This is a genomic window from Streptomyces sp. NBC_00829 (assembly GCF_045161795.1).
In the GTDB taxonomy this organism is placed as follows: Bacteria; Actinomycetota; Actinomycetes; order Streptomycetales; family Streptomycetaceae; genus Streptomyces.
This window is the reverse complement of record NZ_CP108867.1, coordinates 7,382,438-7,399,613: the sequence shown is the minus strand read 5'-3', so window position 1 is coordinate 7,399,613 and position 17,176 is coordinate 7,382,438. Positions and strand designations below refer to the sequence as shown.

At 67.3% G+C, this 17,176-nt stretch carries 14 protein-coding genes, 2 pseudogenes and 1 riboswitch; all 16 genes and pseudogenes read right to left on the bottom strand.

Annotated features, from left to right (window positions below; all coding sequences use genetic code 11):
- Window positions 1–158 precede the first annotated feature (158 nt).
- Complete coding sequence (locus OG293_RS33245; protein WP_406002439.1) at window positions 159–1,037, bottom strand: carbohydrate ABC transporter permease; 879 nt, start codon at window positions 1,035–1,037, stop codon at window positions 159–161.
- Window positions 1,037–2,020, bottom strand: coding sequence for a carbohydrate ABC transporter permease (locus tag OG293_RS33240; RefSeq protein ID WP_406002438.1), 984 nt, complete (start codon window positions 2,018–2,020; stop codon window positions 1,037–1,039). Before OG293_RS33240 ends, OG293_RS33245 begins: the two co-directional genes overlap by 1 nt.
- Before the next feature lie 2 nt (window positions 2,021–2,022).
- A complete protein-coding gene (locus OG293_RS33235; protein ID WP_406002437.1) occupies window positions 2,023–3,291 on the bottom strand; it encodes an extracellular solute-binding protein in 1,269 nt (422 codons plus the stop codon).
- Between the two features lie 234 nt (window positions 3,292–3,525).
- Complete coding sequence (locus OG293_RS33230) at window positions 3,526–4,425, bottom strand: helix-turn-helix domain-containing protein (protein WP_406002436.1); 900 nt, start codon at window positions 4,423–4,425, stop codon at window positions 3,526–3,528.
- A 140-nt stretch (window positions 4,426–4,565) separates the two neighbouring features.
- Window positions 4,566–5,519: a hypothetical protein gene (locus tag OG293_RS33225; RefSeq protein ID WP_406002435.1), complete on the bottom strand. Its 954-nt coding sequence runs from the start codon at window positions 5,517–5,519 to the stop codon at window positions 4,566–4,568.
- Window positions 5,516–6,289 (bottom strand): phytanoyl-CoA dioxygenase family protein, encoded by a 774-nt coding sequence (locus OG293_RS33220; protein ID WP_406002434.1) that lies wholly within the window; start codon window positions 6,287–6,289, stop codon window positions 5,516–5,518. The genes OG293_RS33225 and OG293_RS33220 overlap by 4 nt, the downstream gene beginning before the upstream one ends.
- Before the next feature lie 657 nt (window positions 6,290–6,946).
- Window positions 6,947–7,999, bottom strand: a pseudogene (locus OG293_RS33215) (ISL3 family transposase); the annotation flags it as partial.
- Between the two features lie 80 nt (window positions 8,000–8,079).
- Window positions 8,080–8,520 carry a DUF6262 family protein gene (locus OG293_RS33210; RefSeq protein ID WP_406002433.1) on the bottom strand — a complete coding sequence of 147 codons (441 nt, stop codon included), beginning with the start codon at window positions 8,518–8,520 and terminating at the stop codon, window positions 8,080–8,082.
- On the bottom strand, window positions 8,510–10,780 hold the full coding sequence (locus tag OG293_RS33205) for a tyrosine-type recombinase/integrase (RefSeq protein ID WP_406002432.1): 2,271 nt from the start codon (window positions 10,778–10,780) through the stop codon (window positions 8,510–8,512). Before OG293_RS33205 ends, OG293_RS33210 begins: the two co-directional genes overlap by 11 nt.
- Window positions 10,777–11,886 carry a site-specific integrase gene (locus OG293_RS33200; RefSeq protein ID WP_406002431.1) on the bottom strand — a complete coding sequence of 370 codons (1,110 nt, stop codon included), beginning with the start codon at window positions 11,884–11,886 and terminating at the stop codon, window positions 10,777–10,779. Before OG293_RS33200 ends, OG293_RS33205 begins: the two co-directional genes overlap by 4 nt.
- A gap of 121 nt (window positions 11,887–12,007) precedes the next feature.
- Window positions 12,008–12,481: pseudogene (locus OG293_RS33195) on the bottom strand (transposase family protein); the annotation flags it as partial.
- Between the two features lie 456 nt (window positions 12,482–12,937).
- Window positions 12,938–14,389, bottom strand: coding sequence for an MGH1-like glycoside hydrolase domain-containing protein (locus OG293_RS33190; RefSeq protein WP_406002430.1), 1,452 nt, complete (start codon window positions 14,387–14,389; stop codon window positions 12,938–12,940).
- The gene (locus OG293_RS33185) at window positions 14,358–14,687 is read right to left on the bottom strand and encodes a hypothetical protein (RefSeq protein WP_406002429.1); all 330 of its coding nucleotides are present in this window, start codon (window positions 14,685–14,687) and stop codon (window positions 14,358–14,360) included. Before OG293_RS33185 ends, OG293_RS33190 begins: the two co-directional genes overlap by 32 nt.
- A 6-nt stretch (window positions 14,688–14,693) precedes the next feature.
- A complete protein-coding gene (locus tag OG293_RS33180; protein ID WP_406002428.1) occupies window positions 14,694–15,308 on the bottom strand; it encodes a hypothetical protein in 615 nt (204 codons plus the stop codon).
- A complete protein-coding gene (locus tag OG293_RS33175; protein WP_406002427.1) occupies window positions 15,305–15,709 on the bottom strand; it encodes a hypothetical protein in 405 nt (134 codons plus the stop codon). Before OG293_RS33175 ends, OG293_RS33180 begins: the two co-directional genes overlap by 4 nt.
- A gap of 54 nt (window positions 15,710–15,763) precedes the next feature.
- Window positions 15,764–15,961, bottom strand: coding sequence for a hypothetical protein (locus OG293_RS33170; protein WP_406002426.1), 198 nt, complete (start codon window positions 15,959–15,961; stop codon window positions 15,764–15,766).
- A gap of 692 nt (window positions 15,962–16,653) precedes the next feature.
- A riboswitch (cobalamin riboswitch) is annotated at window positions 16,654–16,873 on the top strand.
- Window positions 16,874–17,176: the final 303 nt, after the last annotated feature.

Sequence of the window (17,176 nt, the reverse complement as noted above, 5' to 3'; positions counted from 1 at the left end):
GGAGGTTTCTATGTAGACGAAATCTTCCGGCGTGATGCTGCACTGGTGATGAAGGCAGGTCCTCCGGGACCGCCCATGCAGGGGGGAGACCTCAGTCGACGGCGATCCGCTGACCAGGGCAGACTATGTTCGCTGGCAAGGGCTTTGCGTGCGCTGCACTACTTGACCGAGCCTGCGGTGAGACCGCCCGCCAGGTGCCGCTCGATGGACGCGAAGAGGATCACGACCGGGATGACCGCGACGATCGAGGCGGCGAACAGCTGGTCCCAGTGCTGCTCGTAGCCGGTGACGTAGGAGCTGATACCGACGGTCAGAGGCTTCTTGGCGTCGTCCTGGATCAGGGTCAGAGCCACGACGTACTCGTTCCAGGCCGCGATGAACGTGAAGATCACCGCGGTCACCAGGCCAGGCCGGATCAAGGGCAGGATCACCCGTCGAAGAGTTCCGGGCCTGGTGCAGCCGTCAAGCTCGGCGGCCTCCTCCACCTCTCGTGGCACAGAGGCGATGAAACCGTGCAGGATCCAGACGGCGAACGCCAGGTTGAACCCCGCGTTCGTCAAGATGATCGCCGCGTACGTGTTCACGAGACCCGCGTCGAAGAACTCGCGGTATATGCCCACCACCAGTGACGTCGGCGAGAACATCTGGGTGACCAGGACAAGGAACAGGAACGCGGTCCGGCCGGGGAATCTGAACCGCGCCGAGAAATAGGCCGCCGGTACGGCGACGGCGATCACGATGGCGGTCGACGCCGCCGCGACCAGCACGGAAGTCTTCAACCAGTTCAGGAAGCGGTCATCGGACAACACGGTGCCGAATGTCGACCACTGCCAGGTGCGCGGCAGGACCGTGGCGGGCGAGGCGACGACTTCGCTGGAGGGCCGCAGCGCGTCCAGCAACATGATGAGATACGGGGCCAGAAACCCGAAGGCCACGGCCGCCCCGCCAGCGGGAAGGACGAAGCGGCGAGCACGGCGCCACCGGGAGTTGCGGCCGCGGTCATGGAGGATACGGGCCATGGACGGAGCGGAGTCCATCAGATCTCCTTCCACTTGACGCTTCGCAGGTAGACCAGCACCACGATCAGGATGAGCGCGACGTTGATGACTCCGGCCGCGGCGGACATGCCGATGCTGTGTTCAGAGCTCTTGAAGGCGAGCTTGTACATGAAGGTGATGGACGTGTCATGGGCGAAGCCCGGGTTCCGGTCATTGAGCGTGTACACGATCGGGAAGGAGTTGAAGACGTAGATGATGTTCAGCACACTTGCCACGAGGAGTGCGGGTCGAAGCAGCGGCAGCGTCACATGCCAGTACGTCCTCCACTTCCCGGCCCCGTCCATCCGGGCGGCCTCGTACACCTCCGCGGGGATGGACGACAGGCCGGCCAGCAGGACGTAGGCGGTGAATGGCAGCGAGACGAACACCCCGACCGCGATCATCGAGGGCATCGTCCACGAGTCGTTGCCCAGGAAGTCGATCGGCTTGTCGATGATGTGTGCGGCTGTCAGCAAGCTGTTCAGAACACCGTGGTAGTAGTCGAGTGCCAGAGTGAACAGGCGTGCGGTGACGATCAGGGATGTTGCCCACGGCACGATGACCGCCCAACGCACCGCTTTGCGACCGAAGAACTCTTTCGATAGGAACTGCGCGAGACCGAGGCCGATGACGATCGTGACGGCGACGACCGCGAACACCCAGATGACGGTGTTCGCCGTGACGGTCGCGAATGCCGGATGATGCAATACCTGCGTGAAGTTGGCTGCGCCGACCGACCCGCGACGCAGGCCGGTGAGCGAGTAGTCGCCGGTGGAGGCTTTGACCAATTCCACGGCCGGATAGACGACCACCCCGGTGATGAGGGCGATCGCAGGTCCTAGCCACAGCAGCGCTGTACGCAGCCGGACGTAGTCGCGGCGGGAGCCGGCGCGGTGGGGCGATCGGGCCACGCCGGGTGCGGCGGTCCCCGCCGCGGCCGGCGAGGCATCCGCGGCGGGGTGCATCTGGAGCTGTGCGGCCACGGTCAGCCGCCTGCTTCGGCGGTCTGCTGCAGCTGGTCCAGGACCGCCTTCGGGTCCCCGCTCGGCTCTACCGCCGCGCCGAGGTTCTGCTGCACCGCGGTGAGGGTCTTGTCCCACCTCGGGTCCTGGTTCGGGGTCAGGATGATGTTGGGCAGCGTGTCCAGGTACACCTTGAGGGCCGCTTCAGATTTGAAGACTTTCAGGCCCGACTTGGTGACCGGCAGGAAGCCCTCGGACTTGATCCAGGTGTTGACCTGGTCGGGCTGGTAGTAGAGCTCGTAGAAGTCCTTCACGGCTTGCTGGTTGCCGGGCTTCTTGAAGGCTTCCAGGTAGTCGGTGACGCCGTAGGTGCGTGGGGCCGAGCCATCCGCGGTGGGCATCGGCGCGATGCCGTAGTCGACGCTCTTGTCCTTGTCCAACTGTGCGGACAGCGGTCCGAATCCCACGACCATTCCGGCCTTGCCGCTGGTGAACAAGGGGAACGCGCCGTCGGTGCGGTTGGTCTTGCCAGGGTTGTTCTGGGTGACCTTGTCCTCAACCGACAGCTTCTTCAGGAACTGCAGTGCCTTGACGTTGGCGTCGGAGTTGATGCTCCATTTGCCAGAGGCGTCTTTCCAGTTGCCCCCGTTGTTGAACGCCCACATGGAGAACTCGGCCTGTGCCTCCTCGGGGCCAAGGGGCTCGGCGTAGCCGACGACCCCGCCACCGAGCGCCTGAATCTTCTTGGCGTCTGCTTCGAACTCGTCCCAGGTGGTGGGCGGGCTGGCGATACCGGCCTTGGCGTACAGCGTCTTGTTGTAGAACAGCGCCCGCGCCGACGACAGGTCCGGGAGACCGTACAGCTTGCCCTTGAAAGTGCCGCTGGTCTTGAACGCATCCAGAAGATCCGACTGCACCGAGGCGGGCAGCACTTCGTCCGCGCTGTAGACCAGGCCATCCTTGGCGAAGCTGGAGTAGTAGTTGATGTTCAGAATGTCCGGCGGATTGCCGTTCTGGATCATCGTGGTGGCCTGCTGGGCCAGGTCGTTCCAGTTGACGATCTGCACGTCCAGGGTGATGCCGTACTTTTTCTTGTACGTGGCGGCGAAGCTCTTCCAGAACGCTGCTGTGTGGTCCTTCGAGTACTCCGCGGCCACGAGCTTGATCGAGGTGACGCTGCCGGTCTTACCGTCGGCGTTCTGGGACGTGCCGCCCGTCCCTCCCCCGCAAGCGGACACACCGAGTACTGATATTCCGACGGCGGCGCGCAGGGCGCGCGAGTTTCTGGGCATGGGTTCCCCTGGTGAACGGCTGGTGGTGACGGGCACGCGAGTCGAGAGGATGGCGCTCCCGATGGAGCGGGACTGCGGCATGGCCGACGGTGAGCTGGAGCCCTTCGACCGGGTTGCCGCGCAGCTGTCCAGGTCGGGGAGTTCGGCGTCAGTGACCTGGCTTGTCTTTCTCGGCCTTGCGGCGAGATTACGGAGAGCCGTGGAGCTTGGCGTACCCGTTCCTCCACCGGAAATTCACGCGGTGCCGTCGAGGCCTTTAGGTGTTGTCCGGCATGCGGTCGGCGAGACACCGTGGTAGCGGCGGAAGATGGTGGCGAACCGCTGGGAGGTCGAGAACCCCAGGGAATGGGCCACGGCCGTAACCTGAACTGTGGGATCGTCCTGCAGCCACTGGCGGGCGTACTCAGTCTTGCGGCGCAGCAGGTAGTCCTTCGGGCTGGTTCCGGTGGCGACGCGGAACGCCTCATAGAACTGGCTGGTGGACAGGCCGGCCAGGGCAGCGAGCTCCGCAGGGGTGGCCGGCTCGGTGAGATGCTCCTCGATCCAGGCCAGGACCCGGGCGATACCCTGGTGCGGCCAGGACACCGGGGACTCGGCGTTCATGTACGCCTTGGTCGCTCCCAGGACAGCCGAGATGACCATGTGATGCAGCAGCGCATCATCGATCCAGTCGCGGGGGCGGTCGGCCCAGCTCAACGCCCGGTCCAGTCCGTCCCGGGCCACCTCGTCCACGGCAACGACCAGCGGTCCCGCTGGGTCGGCGAGAACCCCCAGAGCCCGGCGCAGGTCTTCGGGACCGGAGTCGGCGGCCGCTCGGGCGATGAGCCAGATCAGTGCCCCACGCGGCTCGGCCTCCGTGCCGGTGCTGTAGGCGCAACCGGGCGGGACGCGGATGATCTGGCCGGGGCAGACCGGGTGCTCGGCACCGTCGACATCGAACATAAACGTCCCGCGCATTGGTAGGGCGAGGACGACCATGGTTCGGTGGCGGTCCGGGGGACGCGGCACGTGGGCGCGCAGGTACCGGTAGCTGCCTAGCGCCAGCAACGGTGCCAGGCCGAGAGCGGACAGATCGACCACCGTGCGCTCCGCGGTCTGGTGGAGGTTCACATGGTCGTTGAAGGGAAGGGCCATAGTCGCCGTTTTCGGCTGAAGACAGGGGACTGATCGTTTCACGGCGGGGGAGCGTTGAACAGTCTGGACTTTAGCCTTCTGTGGATAGAGCGACGTCCGGTTGTGCAGCGGGGTGGTCGCCTGCAACACAACCGGACCAGTCACAGCAGGGCTGGCGGCAGGGCGTCGTCCGGGTCGAAGCGGAGGTGCCGTCCGCCGATGAGCCACTCCACCACGTGGATCTGGCCGGTGTGGTCGACCGCCACCGCGTGCGGACTGTTGAATCCGCCTTCGACGCTACGCGGCGGGGCGATGGTCACCCCGTCACAGTCCAGCGCGTTGGGCCAGCTCGGCCGTACCGTTGTCGTCTCGTCCGCCCCGAAGCGCCTCATCGCGCGGCCGTCGAAGTCCAGCAGGGCGACCGACGCCGACAGCTCGCCGACCACCACGGCATCGCGATGGATTGCCAGGCAGCTGGGTCTTCGCAGGCCGTCGGCAAGGGTGCGGACGAACCGGCCTTCGGAATCGACGATCACCAGCCGGTTGTTCTCCCGATCGGCGATGAGCACCTCGTCTGCGAACTGCACCATCGCGTGCGGGCAGCAGAACGCGGCGTCGTGGCTTGCCGGGGCCGTGCCCAGGTAATCCCCGGACGTGGCATAGCGATGGACCAGGCCGGCGCCGTAGCCATCGGCGACCCAGATCTGGTCGAACGCTGGAAGGGGAAGGACGGCAGTCGGCTCGAACCGCTGACTCTCGTAGACCGGTAGCGGCGGCAGGCCGAGCTCACGCGCGACGCTGCCGTCCAGCCGCAAAGCCAGTACCCTGCCGTGACCTGGGGCGTACCAGGGGAAGTAGCCACCGTGGCCGTCAGGGCGGGGTCCGGAGCCGGTGTCAGCTACCCAGACAAGCTCGCCGTCGTCGTCTGAGAAGGCCACCGTGACCCCGTGGGCAGTGACCGCAGCTGTCGGACGCTCAGCGAGCAGCCGTCCACCAGGGTCCTTGATCTGCATGCGGCTGTTGTCGGGCGCGAAGGTCACGAGCCTGCCGTCGGCAAGGGTCGCGATCCCGTGGTGCGCCCAGGGCTCGGGCTGCCGCTGACTGCCAGGCGTCACTGGGCGCCCCCGTTGCGCACGACGCGTTCGTTGCTGCTCAGCCCGTGGTCCATGCCCTTCTCCCGTTCCAGCCGGATCATCTCCGCGGGCCGGAAGTTGAGGATGTAGGCACGACGGTGCCCGTTGGTGAGATTGCCTCGGGAGTAGTGCAGTGTGCCGCCGGCGTGCGCGACAGCGGATCCCGGCGGCAGCGGTACGGGCATGGCGCCGGGCTCATCCTCGGAGCACTCGCACTGCAGCGCACCGCTGCCGGATCCGGCGGGCCAGTGGGGCCGCAGCGGGGTCTCGTGGGAGCCGCGGACGTACCACATGCAGCCGTTGTCGAGGACTGACTCGTCCAACGCCACCCAGATCGACACTGCCCGAGTGTCGGGAAGCCCCACCCAGTAGGCGGCGTCCTGGTGCCAGGGCGTGGGCACGCCGGTGTGCGGAGCCTTGTCGATGAGCATGTCGAAGTCGAGAACGGCGTCCTCACCGATCAGATCCCGCGCCACCGCCAGGGCCCGCGCGTGCAGCGGCAGGTCCAGCAGCGGCGGGAACAGCACCGACGGCCACATGATCTGCGTGATGTTCTCCACGGCACCGTTCTTGCGGCTGCTTCCGGCGCCGAGATCGGAGCGCTTGTCACCGCAGGCGATGTCGCCATTGATGAAGAGGTCGTAGATCTCACGGTAGGCGCCGACCTCGGCGGGCGACAGGAGATCATGGATCGAGGCGAATCCGTCTTGGTGGAAGGTGACGGCCGCAGGGAAGGTTGAGGGCTCGGTCATGGTGTGACCGTAGGCTGGCTCGGCCAACGCGGCGTTCCCGCTCCGCCGCCGTAATTATGGCCACGTCCCCGGCCCCTCGAACTCATCGGCGTCCTTCGGCTCGACCCGGTCGTCCGCACGGATGCACGCTGGGGGCGGTGTGGATTCGCTCGATACGCAGACCCTTGCTCGCCTTGGATCCCATGGCGCGAGACGTCGGAACTCAGTCGCCACCCGGGGACGATTTGAGGGGCCGAGGTGACTACTGCCGCAGACAGGCCCGAGAAGACGGCCAGGAGGACTGCCATCCACGGAAGCTGTCGGGACCATATGGCCCGGGCAGTACAGAGGGTGAAGCACGCGCCCGGCGAGCTGTCCTGAGAGTTTCTCGCTGTGCGGCGTGGCGTCCAATGTCAGATCACCGGAGTGCGGCCGCGCCGTGCGGTGATGAGGTTCCGCCACCGCTCGCGGGTGCTCTGTTCTCCGTCGAGCGCGCCTGATGAAGCCTGCAGAGGCAGGCCGGCCATGAAGGTGCCGGTTCTTGTGCCGGATTGTCGTCCGGTCCTGCGTCATGATGTGTCGTCGGGGTGTGCTGTGGGCGGGTTTCTGAGGGTTCGCCAGAGGGGGTCTGTCAAACGAGCGGCCCTGTCTCACATTCGGTGGTGACGGAGAGTGTCGCTATCCGAGGAGGATGCGGTGGCGGAGGAGGGTGAAGCCTGCTCGTCCGTGCATCTGGCGGGCGATCCGCTTGGTCTTGGTGTTGACGCCCTCGGTGGGGCCGTTGCTGTAGCGGAGTGTGAACGCGGCGATCGCGGCGTCGAGGTCTCGCTCCAGCCCTCGGGTGAAGGCATGCAGGTGCGGCAGATCGGCGGTGCGGACCTGGGTGATCCAGGTCTCGAGCGCGTCGGCATTGTCTGGGTGAGGCTTCAGGAGCTGGGCGAAGTCCCTGATGCAGACGGCGAGTTGGGTCATCTCGGGGCAGGCCGCGATGAGCCGGTCCAGTAGGTGCTGATGTTCGGCCTTGAGGTTGTCGGGCATGGTGAGGAACATGCGGGCGAGTCTGCGCGGGGAGATGTGGCTGCGGTCGGCGTCCGCGCGGCCTTGGTTGATGTACTTGTGCAAGAGGTTGAGGCAGCCGGTGAACCCTTGGTCTTTGATCTCTTCGAAGAGGTGCTTGACCGGGACGGCGGGGTCTTCGGCCCGGCGTTTGCGCAGGTGCTCGCGGTAGGGATCGACAAGGCTCGCGCGGTATTTGGGGACGCGGAGCATCCGCTCGGGCCGATCGGCGCGGGCGTAGCGTTTGACGGTGTTCAGGGCCAGTTGCAGACGGCGGGCGCATTCGAGAAGGCCCACGCCCTGGTCGAGCAGGTCGTGGATCTGGTGCCAGCGTTCCAGGGTGGTCTGTGCACGGGGGCCGTCGTAGAGGGGCGCGTCCAGGACGGTGGCCCAGCAGGTGCTGTGCGCCTTGACCTCGCTCAGCGCGGCTTCGCACAGGTTGTGCCACAAATGCCAGCGATCACCAACCTGCACCGCGTCGGGCAGAGCACGACGGATGGCCTCGGCATAAGTCGCGGAGCCGTCGCGGCAGACGACCTTGACGCCCGGACGAGCGCGTAACCATGCTTCCAGGGTGTCGGCCGTGCGGTCGGGCAGCACGTCGATCCGCTCGTGGGTCTCGGCATCGATGATCACGGTGGCATAGCGGTGGCGCCGGCTTATCTCGAGCTGATCGCTTGTCTAGGACTGTGACCTGCTCTGTCTCGTCGAGGACGGTGTCGTTGACGAGACAGAGCAGTCGTTCGTGAGTGGCGTCAGCAGGGGCCGATCGTGACGGAAGTGTGTCGTGGTGCGGTGGGTCCTTCGAGGACGGGGAGACCGGCGGAGCGGAGTTGCCCGAGGGCGTGGGCAAGTTGGCGGCGGAGCCGCTGGTTGTCCTCGGTGAGGTCACGGTTGCGGGCCAGGGCGATCTCCAGTCGTTGGGCGAGCGAGGCGTCGCTGCCGCGTTGTCGTGCGGGCGCCTGCGTTGGCAGCGGGCGGCGGTCGAGTGCTCGCAGCCGTTCGATCTCGGCTCGGAGGTCGGGCTGGGTGTAGAGCCAGGAGCGGGAGACCTCCGCGGCTCGTGCGACGGCTTCGAAGGTCACCGGAGCGCCGGCGATGTCGAGTTCGCGGAGGGCTCTGACGGTCTTGGCGCGGGTCAGCTCGTGGCGCCGACGGGCCGAGACGACGAGGTGGGAGCTGTTGTCAGCCCGCATCGGAAACCACCTCCTGTGTCGGGTCGTTGTCCTGGTCGAGCGCGGTGATGATCCGGTCGAGGTTGCCGAGGACCTGGTTGTTCATCTCGACGAGCCGCTGCTGGCCCCGTGCCTCGGCGGCCGTGACGATCTGGAGAACCTCCTGGCGTTGCTGGCGGTGCTGGGGTGGGAACTCCGGGGTCGTGATGAACATCGGGCAGGTCAGGCAGGCGTTCGCATGCGGGCAGGTCTTGATCACCGGCAGACCGCAGTAGCCGTTGGGCAGGGCTTGGGTGGCGCGGCCGACGCGCTGCTTGGCCCAGGCAGCCTCGGCGAGCGGACCGTCGGGGTCGAGCGTGACTCTCTCGCCATTGATGTCGACCTTGCGGGCCTTCTCCCAGTGACGGCGGACGGTGGTGTCGTGCAGCCGGGCGTAGTGGGCGGTCATTTCGTGCGAGTCGTGGTCGAGGATCTTGCGTACGACTTCCTGCGGGACGTCTCGGTTGATCAACCGGGTGCCCAGAGTGTGGCGCCACTGGTGCGGCGTCAGGTGGACGGGGCGGCCTTGCTCGTCACGGACGTCGCAGCGTTCCAGCCAGGGCGTGAGGACCTGGCGGTAGGTGCCGCCGTTCATCGGCTCGGTGCCGTGGACGTTCTTCAGCTTCCTGGGGAAGAGCACCGGGATGCCGGACGGCCAGCGTTCGAGAAGCCGTTGCTGCTGGTCGCTGATGTCCTGCTGGAGTTCCTCGTCGATCGGGACGAGGGCCTCGCGGTTCATCTTGTGGTTGAGGTAGCGCAGGTAGGGGGCGCCGTCGGCGTCGTGCGCCAGGCAGTCGAAGGGCAGCCGTGTGGTGTCCTTGAGGCGGAGTCCGCAGCGCATCAGGATGAGGGTGATCAGCCGGTAGGCGGGGTCCTGCCAGCGGTCGAGGTTCGCCGGGTCCTCGACCTGGGCCATGACGTGCTCGGCCAGGGCCCTCGGCAGGCGCTTGGTCTCGCGCGGGACGTCCTCGGTGAACAGCACCGCGTCCGTGGGCAGGGTCGTGTCCCAGCGGTGACGGCGGATGTCGGTGAGGAAGATGCCCAGCTGGCCGATGATCCGCTGGTGGTGGTGTGTGCTGCCGCCCAGGCCGTGCAACTCGGCGAGGTAGCGTTCCAGCACCGCCCGGTTGACCTTCGCCAGGCCGGTGACGCCGAGTTCGGGGCGGGCGAGGAAGGCAGCGAAGCGGGTGACGGCCGCGAGTCCGGCTCCGACGGTGCCGAGGCTGAGTCCGCAGGTCAGGCGCCATCGCGTCCAGCGTTTGGCAAGGTCTTTGAGCCAGGGCTGTTCGATCGCGGTGAAGTGCAGGTGGGCCAGGGTTCCGGTGATGCCGAGGTTGCGCAGGCGCCAGATGTCTCGGGGGAATTCGACGTCCCAGCCGGCGCCGTAGTGCAGGTTCTCCACCTCTCGACGGGCATAGGTGAGGAAGGCACTGGACGCCTTGCGGGCGCCGGGGGCCGTCCGCAGCCGCTCACGCCAGAGCTCCTCCGGCCACTCCAGCAGGGAGTTCATGCCGGTGGCGGCGAGGACGTTGATCGAGTGCCGGGCCAACTTGGGTGTGAGTCGGGCCTGTTGTTCGTCGCGGCGCTGTTGCAGGACGTACTGCATCTCCAGCCTCAGCCGCGGCGGCAGACACAGGAACGCGATCATCTCGCAGTGGTGCGGGGCGGACTCGAGCGCCGCCATGAACTCCTCGATGTCCGGGCGGCCGGCCACCCGCCACCGTTCCGCGTGCGACACACACAGCGGAGCGTAGGCGGTGGACCACAGCTCGCAGCCCGCAATCCGGCACTGGCCGTGAGGCGCCGGAGTGGTGACCGGCCGCCGGAAGGCCAGCCAGGCGGTGATCTCGGGCCGGCCCGCCTGGTGCCACTGGCGTACGTGTGCGACGCAGAGGCCGGTGCTGTTCCTGCCGTATCCGCAGCCCTCGACCCGGCAGGCCGGAAGGACGCCGTGCCCGCGTAGCGAGGCGGATGTCTCCTCGGCGAACTCGCCCTTGTCCGGGCGGCCTTGGCTGTTCCAGCGCTGGTAGTGCCCCTCGCACAGATCGTGCAGCCGGGCCGCCCGCCGACAGGCGCTGACTTGGCAGGGGACGCCGCCGAAGACCGGGTCGGATGGTTCGATGAACCAGATGTCGGCCCGCGATTCGGGACGGACCGCCGCCATCAGCTTCTCCCGCAGTCCGCCCGGGTAGTCCCAGGGTGCGGACTCGGTGCTCGAGGCGTCGGCCTGACCTGCGGTCACAGGGTGACCTCCCGTCCGGTGAACCAGCCCGCCTCTTCCAGGGTGCGGCGGGCGTCCTCGACGGTCAGGTGTCCGTAGACGTCGAGCGTGGTGGTGATGTCGGCGTGCCCGAGGATCTTGGAGGCCACCTCGATGGGCACCCCGTCGCGCAGCATCCTGGTCGCCGCCCCGTGCCTGAACCAGTGCGGGTCGAAGTCGATCCCGGTCATGCGGCGCACTCGTCGGACTAGGTCGTAGACGGCGGCGTAGGACAAGGGGCGGCCGTGCGGGTGGGCGAAGAGGTTGACGAAGACGTAGTCGGAGTCGAGGTCGCCGTACTCTCCGTGCAGGTAGTCGGCATAAAGACGCACCAGTTCGGCGCTGATGGGGACCTGGCGAGGCTGGTGGGACTTGGTGCGGGCGCCGTTGTCGTTGAGGCGCGGGACGATGGACAGTTCACGTTCGGCGGCTGCGATGTCCTCGTGGCGCAGGCCGAGTGCCTCGCCGATCCGCACTCCGCTCTCGTGCAGCACCGCGAACAGGAACCGGTCGCGCAGTCGGGTGCACGCATCGAGCACGGTCTGGGCCTCGACGGCGGTCAGCACTCGGGGCAGCTTCTTCGGCGCCTTCAGGCTGATCGTGCGGCGGGCGACCGGACCGCCCTTGCTGACATGATGCAAGAACGGCTTCCATGAACCGCGCTGTCGTCGGGCCGGCTGCCAAGTGATCAGCAGTTCACCCAGGTCGTCGCCGTGCCGGGCGGCGTGCTGGTAGAACGCGGAGAGGGCCGAGAGCTTCCGGTTCACCGTCGACTCCGTGCAGTGGGCCTCGACCGACGGCAGCACCGTCACGTTGCCGCTGCGGGCCCGGGGCGGACGGCGTAGCCAAGCCACGAACTCGCCGAGGTCCTCCAGCCGCACCTCGCGCCAGTCCAGATCCTGTTGGGACAGGAAGTCGAAGTAGTCCTTGAGGTCGTGCGCGTACGCCTTCACCGTGTTCGGCGACCGCTCGATGTCCGTCAGGTACGACAAGTACCGCTCGATCGGCGCCACCGGTACGTCGTCGTCACCCAAGACCGTCCACGATTCCTGCCGCGTCATCGGCGACACGACACGCTGAACCAGCATGTTCCCTCCCGGAGTTCTGTGTGCTGGACGGCCGCAGATAACCACGTCCACCACGAAGAACACCGAGGCTCACAGCGTCGTGCACAACATCAAGGACGCCCTTCGGGCGGCTCGAGATAAGCCGACGCAGAGCGAATTCGTCGACACCGATCACGCGGGGTATTCGGCCGGTGGGCAGTGGGATACGCAGCAGGGTCCGCAGGGCGGTGTGCCGCGAGACGCCCACCGCGAGTACCGCCAGCAAACGAGCCCCGGCCCGGCCCGCTAACTCCTTGACCACGGCCTTGACTTGCCTGGTCAGACGGGCCGTGCGTCGCTGGTATCGCTCCAGTACCCCAGGCACCTGCTCACGGAAGGTGTGCCGACAGCCTCGCGTGGGACACACCAGCCTCCGCACCCGCACACGGACTACTGCCCGTCGCCCGCCCACCGGTACGTCGGCCACCGTCCGCAGGTGAAAGCCATGCACCCGCCCGGACGGCGCCCCGCAACTCGGGCACGGCACCATGTCCGCCGGCGTCCGTGCTCGCACCAGGATCCGCTCGCCTTCGTCGGTCACGTCCTCGATGACCAGCGGTATCAGCCCCGAGAACACCACATCTACAAGCTCGTTGACATCTCGCACGTGAATGTCAACGACCTTGGCAACCCTCCGTCACCACCGAATGTGAGACACGGCCGCTCGTTTGACAGACCCATGCGAGGGCAGGAAGGTCCGCGCGCTCCTCTTGATAACCGTCCGCAGATCAAGGGGGGACAATGCACGTCATCCGGATCTCGCTCCTGTTCAGCGGTGTCCGGATCCAGCAACAAGGTCGGTCGATCGGCGCAATGCTGAGCAACTGGAGCAGGCGCGAGGGACGTTCACCGGCGCGATCACCGGCGATTCCGGCCTGTCGACCACGGCCTGAGCCCAGGCCCGGACGGGCTCCACCACGTGCCGACGCACCGTCAGAAACACACGCATCCAACAACGTGACAGCGCCGTGCGGTCGCCCAGGCAGCCCCGACCGTCGCACTCATCGTCTGAGGGTATGTCTGAGGTGCGCCCTCATGTCGCCGTGCGCACTGTGTGGCAGCCCGCAGTGAGGTCGTAGGCTGTGCCGTCGACGGTGAGCCGGAGTGGTCCGTTCGTCTGCACGCTCAGCAGACCTTCTCCGTCGTCGGTCACGCTCAGGGACGTCGTGCCGCACCACAGGCCGCGGATGCCGGCCACACCACCGGGGCGGGTCCAGACCACTTCGTTCTGTATCGCATCGACCCGGAAGCCGAGGACATGCTCGATGAGCATGGCGATCGGTGCGAGAGCGGACCAGCCGCAGAAGTCGGGGCGAACGATGTACTGGTCGTCCTTGCCGGTCGATGGTGCGGGGCGGTTCGGAGAGTACGCCTCCCAGATTGTCGGCGGGTTGTAATCGGAGTACGTCCTGGCCATGTGGTCGAGGAGCCGCCGTGCCGCGCGGGCCGCCGTAGCGGCGTGTCCGGTGTCGGCGAGTGCTCGGCCGCTCATGTAGGCCAAGGGGATCCAGACCCCGCCGCGCCAGTAGTGCCCTGTGGCCCGGAACGCGGGGTCGTCGCGTGCCACGGAGGGCCACGGCACGTCACCGCCGAAGACGGCACTGTCCTCCAGCGCGTCAGCCAGCTTCGCAGCCTGCTCTGTGCTGGACGCGCCCGCCAGCAGTGGCCAGTACGCGGCAGGTGTCTTCACCCGGTGGAAGTCGAAGGGCGCAGTGCTGGCACGGTCGTAGTACATCCCTTCCTCCGGATCCCAAAAGTCGTCGACCAGGTTCACCAACTCGGCATGACGGGCTCGGAATTCGCCCGCGAGCCCGTGGTCTCCCACGAGTTCGGCGAGACGGGCGATGCTGCGTGCGGAGAGCGCCTGCTGCGCTGCGGCGTCCGACCAGAGGATGTCGCCGTAAGTGCCGTGCTCCGTCAGCTCACTGGCACGAGGCGTGTTGTCCATACCGCTGCAGATACCGTTCCAGAGGTACCCCCGGTCGGTACGCTCGACAGCGGTAGGGACGATGCTGTAAGGAAAGACCGATCCCGGCTGGACTGCGTCGAAGAAGGCGAAGTGTTTTTGCAGATAGCCTCCTTCGAGGATGCGTGCAACGCGCGCCACGTCGCCTGTGTGGCGTGCGTATTCCTCTTCTGACCAGGCGAACAGTGGCGGATTGTCGGGATGCTGGATGGACAGCGGCGACGCGGCTCCGTCATACATCACCTGGTAGAAATTTTCCAGGCTCTCGATGCCGGGGAACCTCTGTGGCGCGTACTTGCAGAAGTGCGCCATGAAGCAGGTGTCCCAGATCCAGATGGTCTCCGGATCGAATCCCTCGTCCATGTACGGTGACCGTGCGACGCCGTCGCGCTCGACCACGTGGTCCCAGGCCATCGCCCATGCTGTCCAGTAGAGCTCGATCAGGTGGGGGGCGGAGTCGAGGACCGGCTCGGGGATGCCGGTGCGGTCAAAAGGTATCGGGTTCGCCAGTGATGTCATATTCAGACCCTTCGAGGCCGTACTTCGGGCCTGTGCTGTTGTTGGGTGAAGCGACCAGGAACGGCGGTGCCATCGCCATCAGATAGGACGCGAACGCAAGGTTCACGAGTTGGTCGGGGAATTTCTGCTCCCTGCGGGTGCCGGGAACGACGCCCCACCGACCGTGCGGCGTCGTTGAGCGACACCGCACGGCGGGCGCACCGGCGACCGGGTCCAGTACAACGTGGCCGCCGGTCAGTCGCCGTATGACCGGGTGTGACGTGGCACTGCCCGCAGGTGTGGATCCTTCAGCAAGCATGGTCTCCTATGGGAACGAATCGGTCGGCCGTCTTTGACGGGTCTGAAGAGGGTGCCGACGGCGCCGCCGGGGACCGGGCGCAGCCTGCTGAAACCGTCGATGGGGTGGGGAACGCAGTCTTCGCTTTGGGCTGGCCAGATGAAGTGTGAGGACTGCCTGGACGAGGCTGGCGAGCCACCGGGTGCCCGAGCCGCCTGCCTGTGCCTCCGCCGCCATGACACGCAGCTGGCCGGCCATCGTTTCGGGTTGCTGCTCCAGCTTCAGATGCCACGGATCGTCCCGCCACCCCGGCGGCCCGCCGCCGCGGCGGGCGCGCACGATCGCGCCCCTCCAGCCGCTCAGCGGGCCGCCGTAGTCGGCCGCGGCCAGCGGCCCCAGCCAGTTCCGGTCCACCCGCTCGCCCAGCCGGTGGCAGAGCGGGTCGTCCCCGCCCCGCACCCGAGGCCGCGTCCCCCCGCTTGCCCGCCAGGCCAGTTCGGTCGGCGCCGGCTCCAGCAGCGCTCCCGCCACAGCCACGACTTCCGGGAAGACGGCCGCGTCCCGGCCAACGATCCGCCACCACGCCAACTCGCCGCCCACGCTGCCGCCCGCCAGTTGGTGCAGACGGTACGGCCAGATCACCTCCCGCTCCCAGTACAGGGCCTGCTCCCACCACCGCGCACCACCGCATGCGCCAGCATGAACACCTTCTCCGGCTCCACCCCAGCCCGCACTGCACGCCGCGCCACCTTAGCCCACCGTCGCTGCGCCGCGACCACCTCGGGCACGCCGCGCAGATCGAGGTGCTCCAGGACCTGGTCGGCGTCCGAGTCCAGCAGCCACTGCCGGTGCCGGGCGCACACCCGCTCCCATCGCGGCGCGTACCGCACGACCCGCACGGCCGTCCCCGTGCGCCGGGCCGCGCACAGGCGGCAGCCGAACGCCACCGGCCCGGCGACCGCGCCCCCGGTCCGCCACGCCGCCGCCGGCACCCCGTTCTTTCCGGCCGACAGCTTGGCGTCCTCCTGTCCCCAGGACGGCAACGCCCGCGCCAGGACGTCTTCCTCGACGCCGCACAGGACTGCCAGGAGCTGCCGTCAGGCTGCGTTCAGCAGCACCTCGGCGTCGGCCCGCGCGCCCCCGCCGTCGTGCCCCGGCGGGTAGTTGCGCCACTGCCAGCACGACCGCAACACCTTCGCTTCCATCCCGTAGCGGCTCGCGATGCGGCAGATCAGCGACGAGGTCGTCTCCCCCTGCAGGGGAGCTGTCCGCAGGAGGACGGGATGATGGGGCACTCCACCACGGTCTCGTGTTCGCCGATCCGGGTGGGCGTTTTCGCAGGAGCCGGCCGGTCCTCGGCCCGTCGTCTGCTTACTTCCCCAGGCCGTAGGTCTCCCTTTCCTGGAGCCGGCAGGCGTCGGTGTGGCGGGGGACCACTCCCCTTACGCCGGGAGGTTCTTCGGCGACCGCTCCAGGTCCAAGATCGCCTTCCGTGGCCTTCGCCAAACAAGCACAGGCTCGGCTCCTCCTTGGCCCCGCCTTCTGGCGGGCTTAAATGACGACGCCGCAGGCTTCGCTTCATGCTACGGACCGCTGCTTTGCTCCCCCTTCACAGGGCTTTCGACACTGGGCTTCGACGCCGGGCGTTTCCCCCCGACGCCGCCAGTCTGCTACCGGGCCTCCTGGCAGCTACCCGGACCGGACTCACACCGGCAGGCGACAACGAGCTTACGACCAAAGATCACTTACAACATCAAGACCTCCAGTCTGCTGGGCGCGCGAAAGCCCGAGGTTAGGGTTCGGGAGGGAGAGAAGCCGGAGAACGTCCGCAAGTATTTCAAGCCCTCCGAACCGCGCTGCCAGCAAGGCCGCTGCCGCAATCGGTTGCCGGGTTCGTCCTCAGCCGGGCAGGGCACAAACGTGCCGCGACGGTCGTTTTCCGCTTCCGGATGCTGGACTCCGCTCTTCCCTTCGCTGCGCCACCGCGTAGGCTGACCCCGCAGCTGGTTCGCCCTGCCCTCCAGGCAGGGGCGTCGCAAGAGGGAATCCGGTGGAACTCCGGAACTGCCCCGCAGCGGTGAGTGGGAACGACCGCCGTCATACGCACTGGTCCCGGCACGGGACTGGGAAGCGACGGCCAGTAGGTGCCTTCGGACGAGAAGGCGCGCCCATGAGTCCGAAGACCTGCCACTGCCCGTGCGCGACCTACGCGCGCGGAGATCTCGGCGACCTCGTGGGCGGGTCGGCGGTGAGGGCGGGCACGGCCGCACCCGAGGGTGTGCGCAAACCGGGCCCCTGTTGCCGTTCCTTCGCGTCCCACGACCGTTCCGAGGTCGCTGACGAGTACTCGCGAAGGAGAGTTCCGTGACCACATCAGCAGCCGCGGGAGCCCGGGCCACCGTCCACGGCTACCCGCGCCAGGGACCGAACCGGGACACGACCAACTAAGTTTCAGGAGAGAGCACCAGGTCAGGGGCCGTGTAGGCTGCTCTGCGGCTGCTCAGATCTCA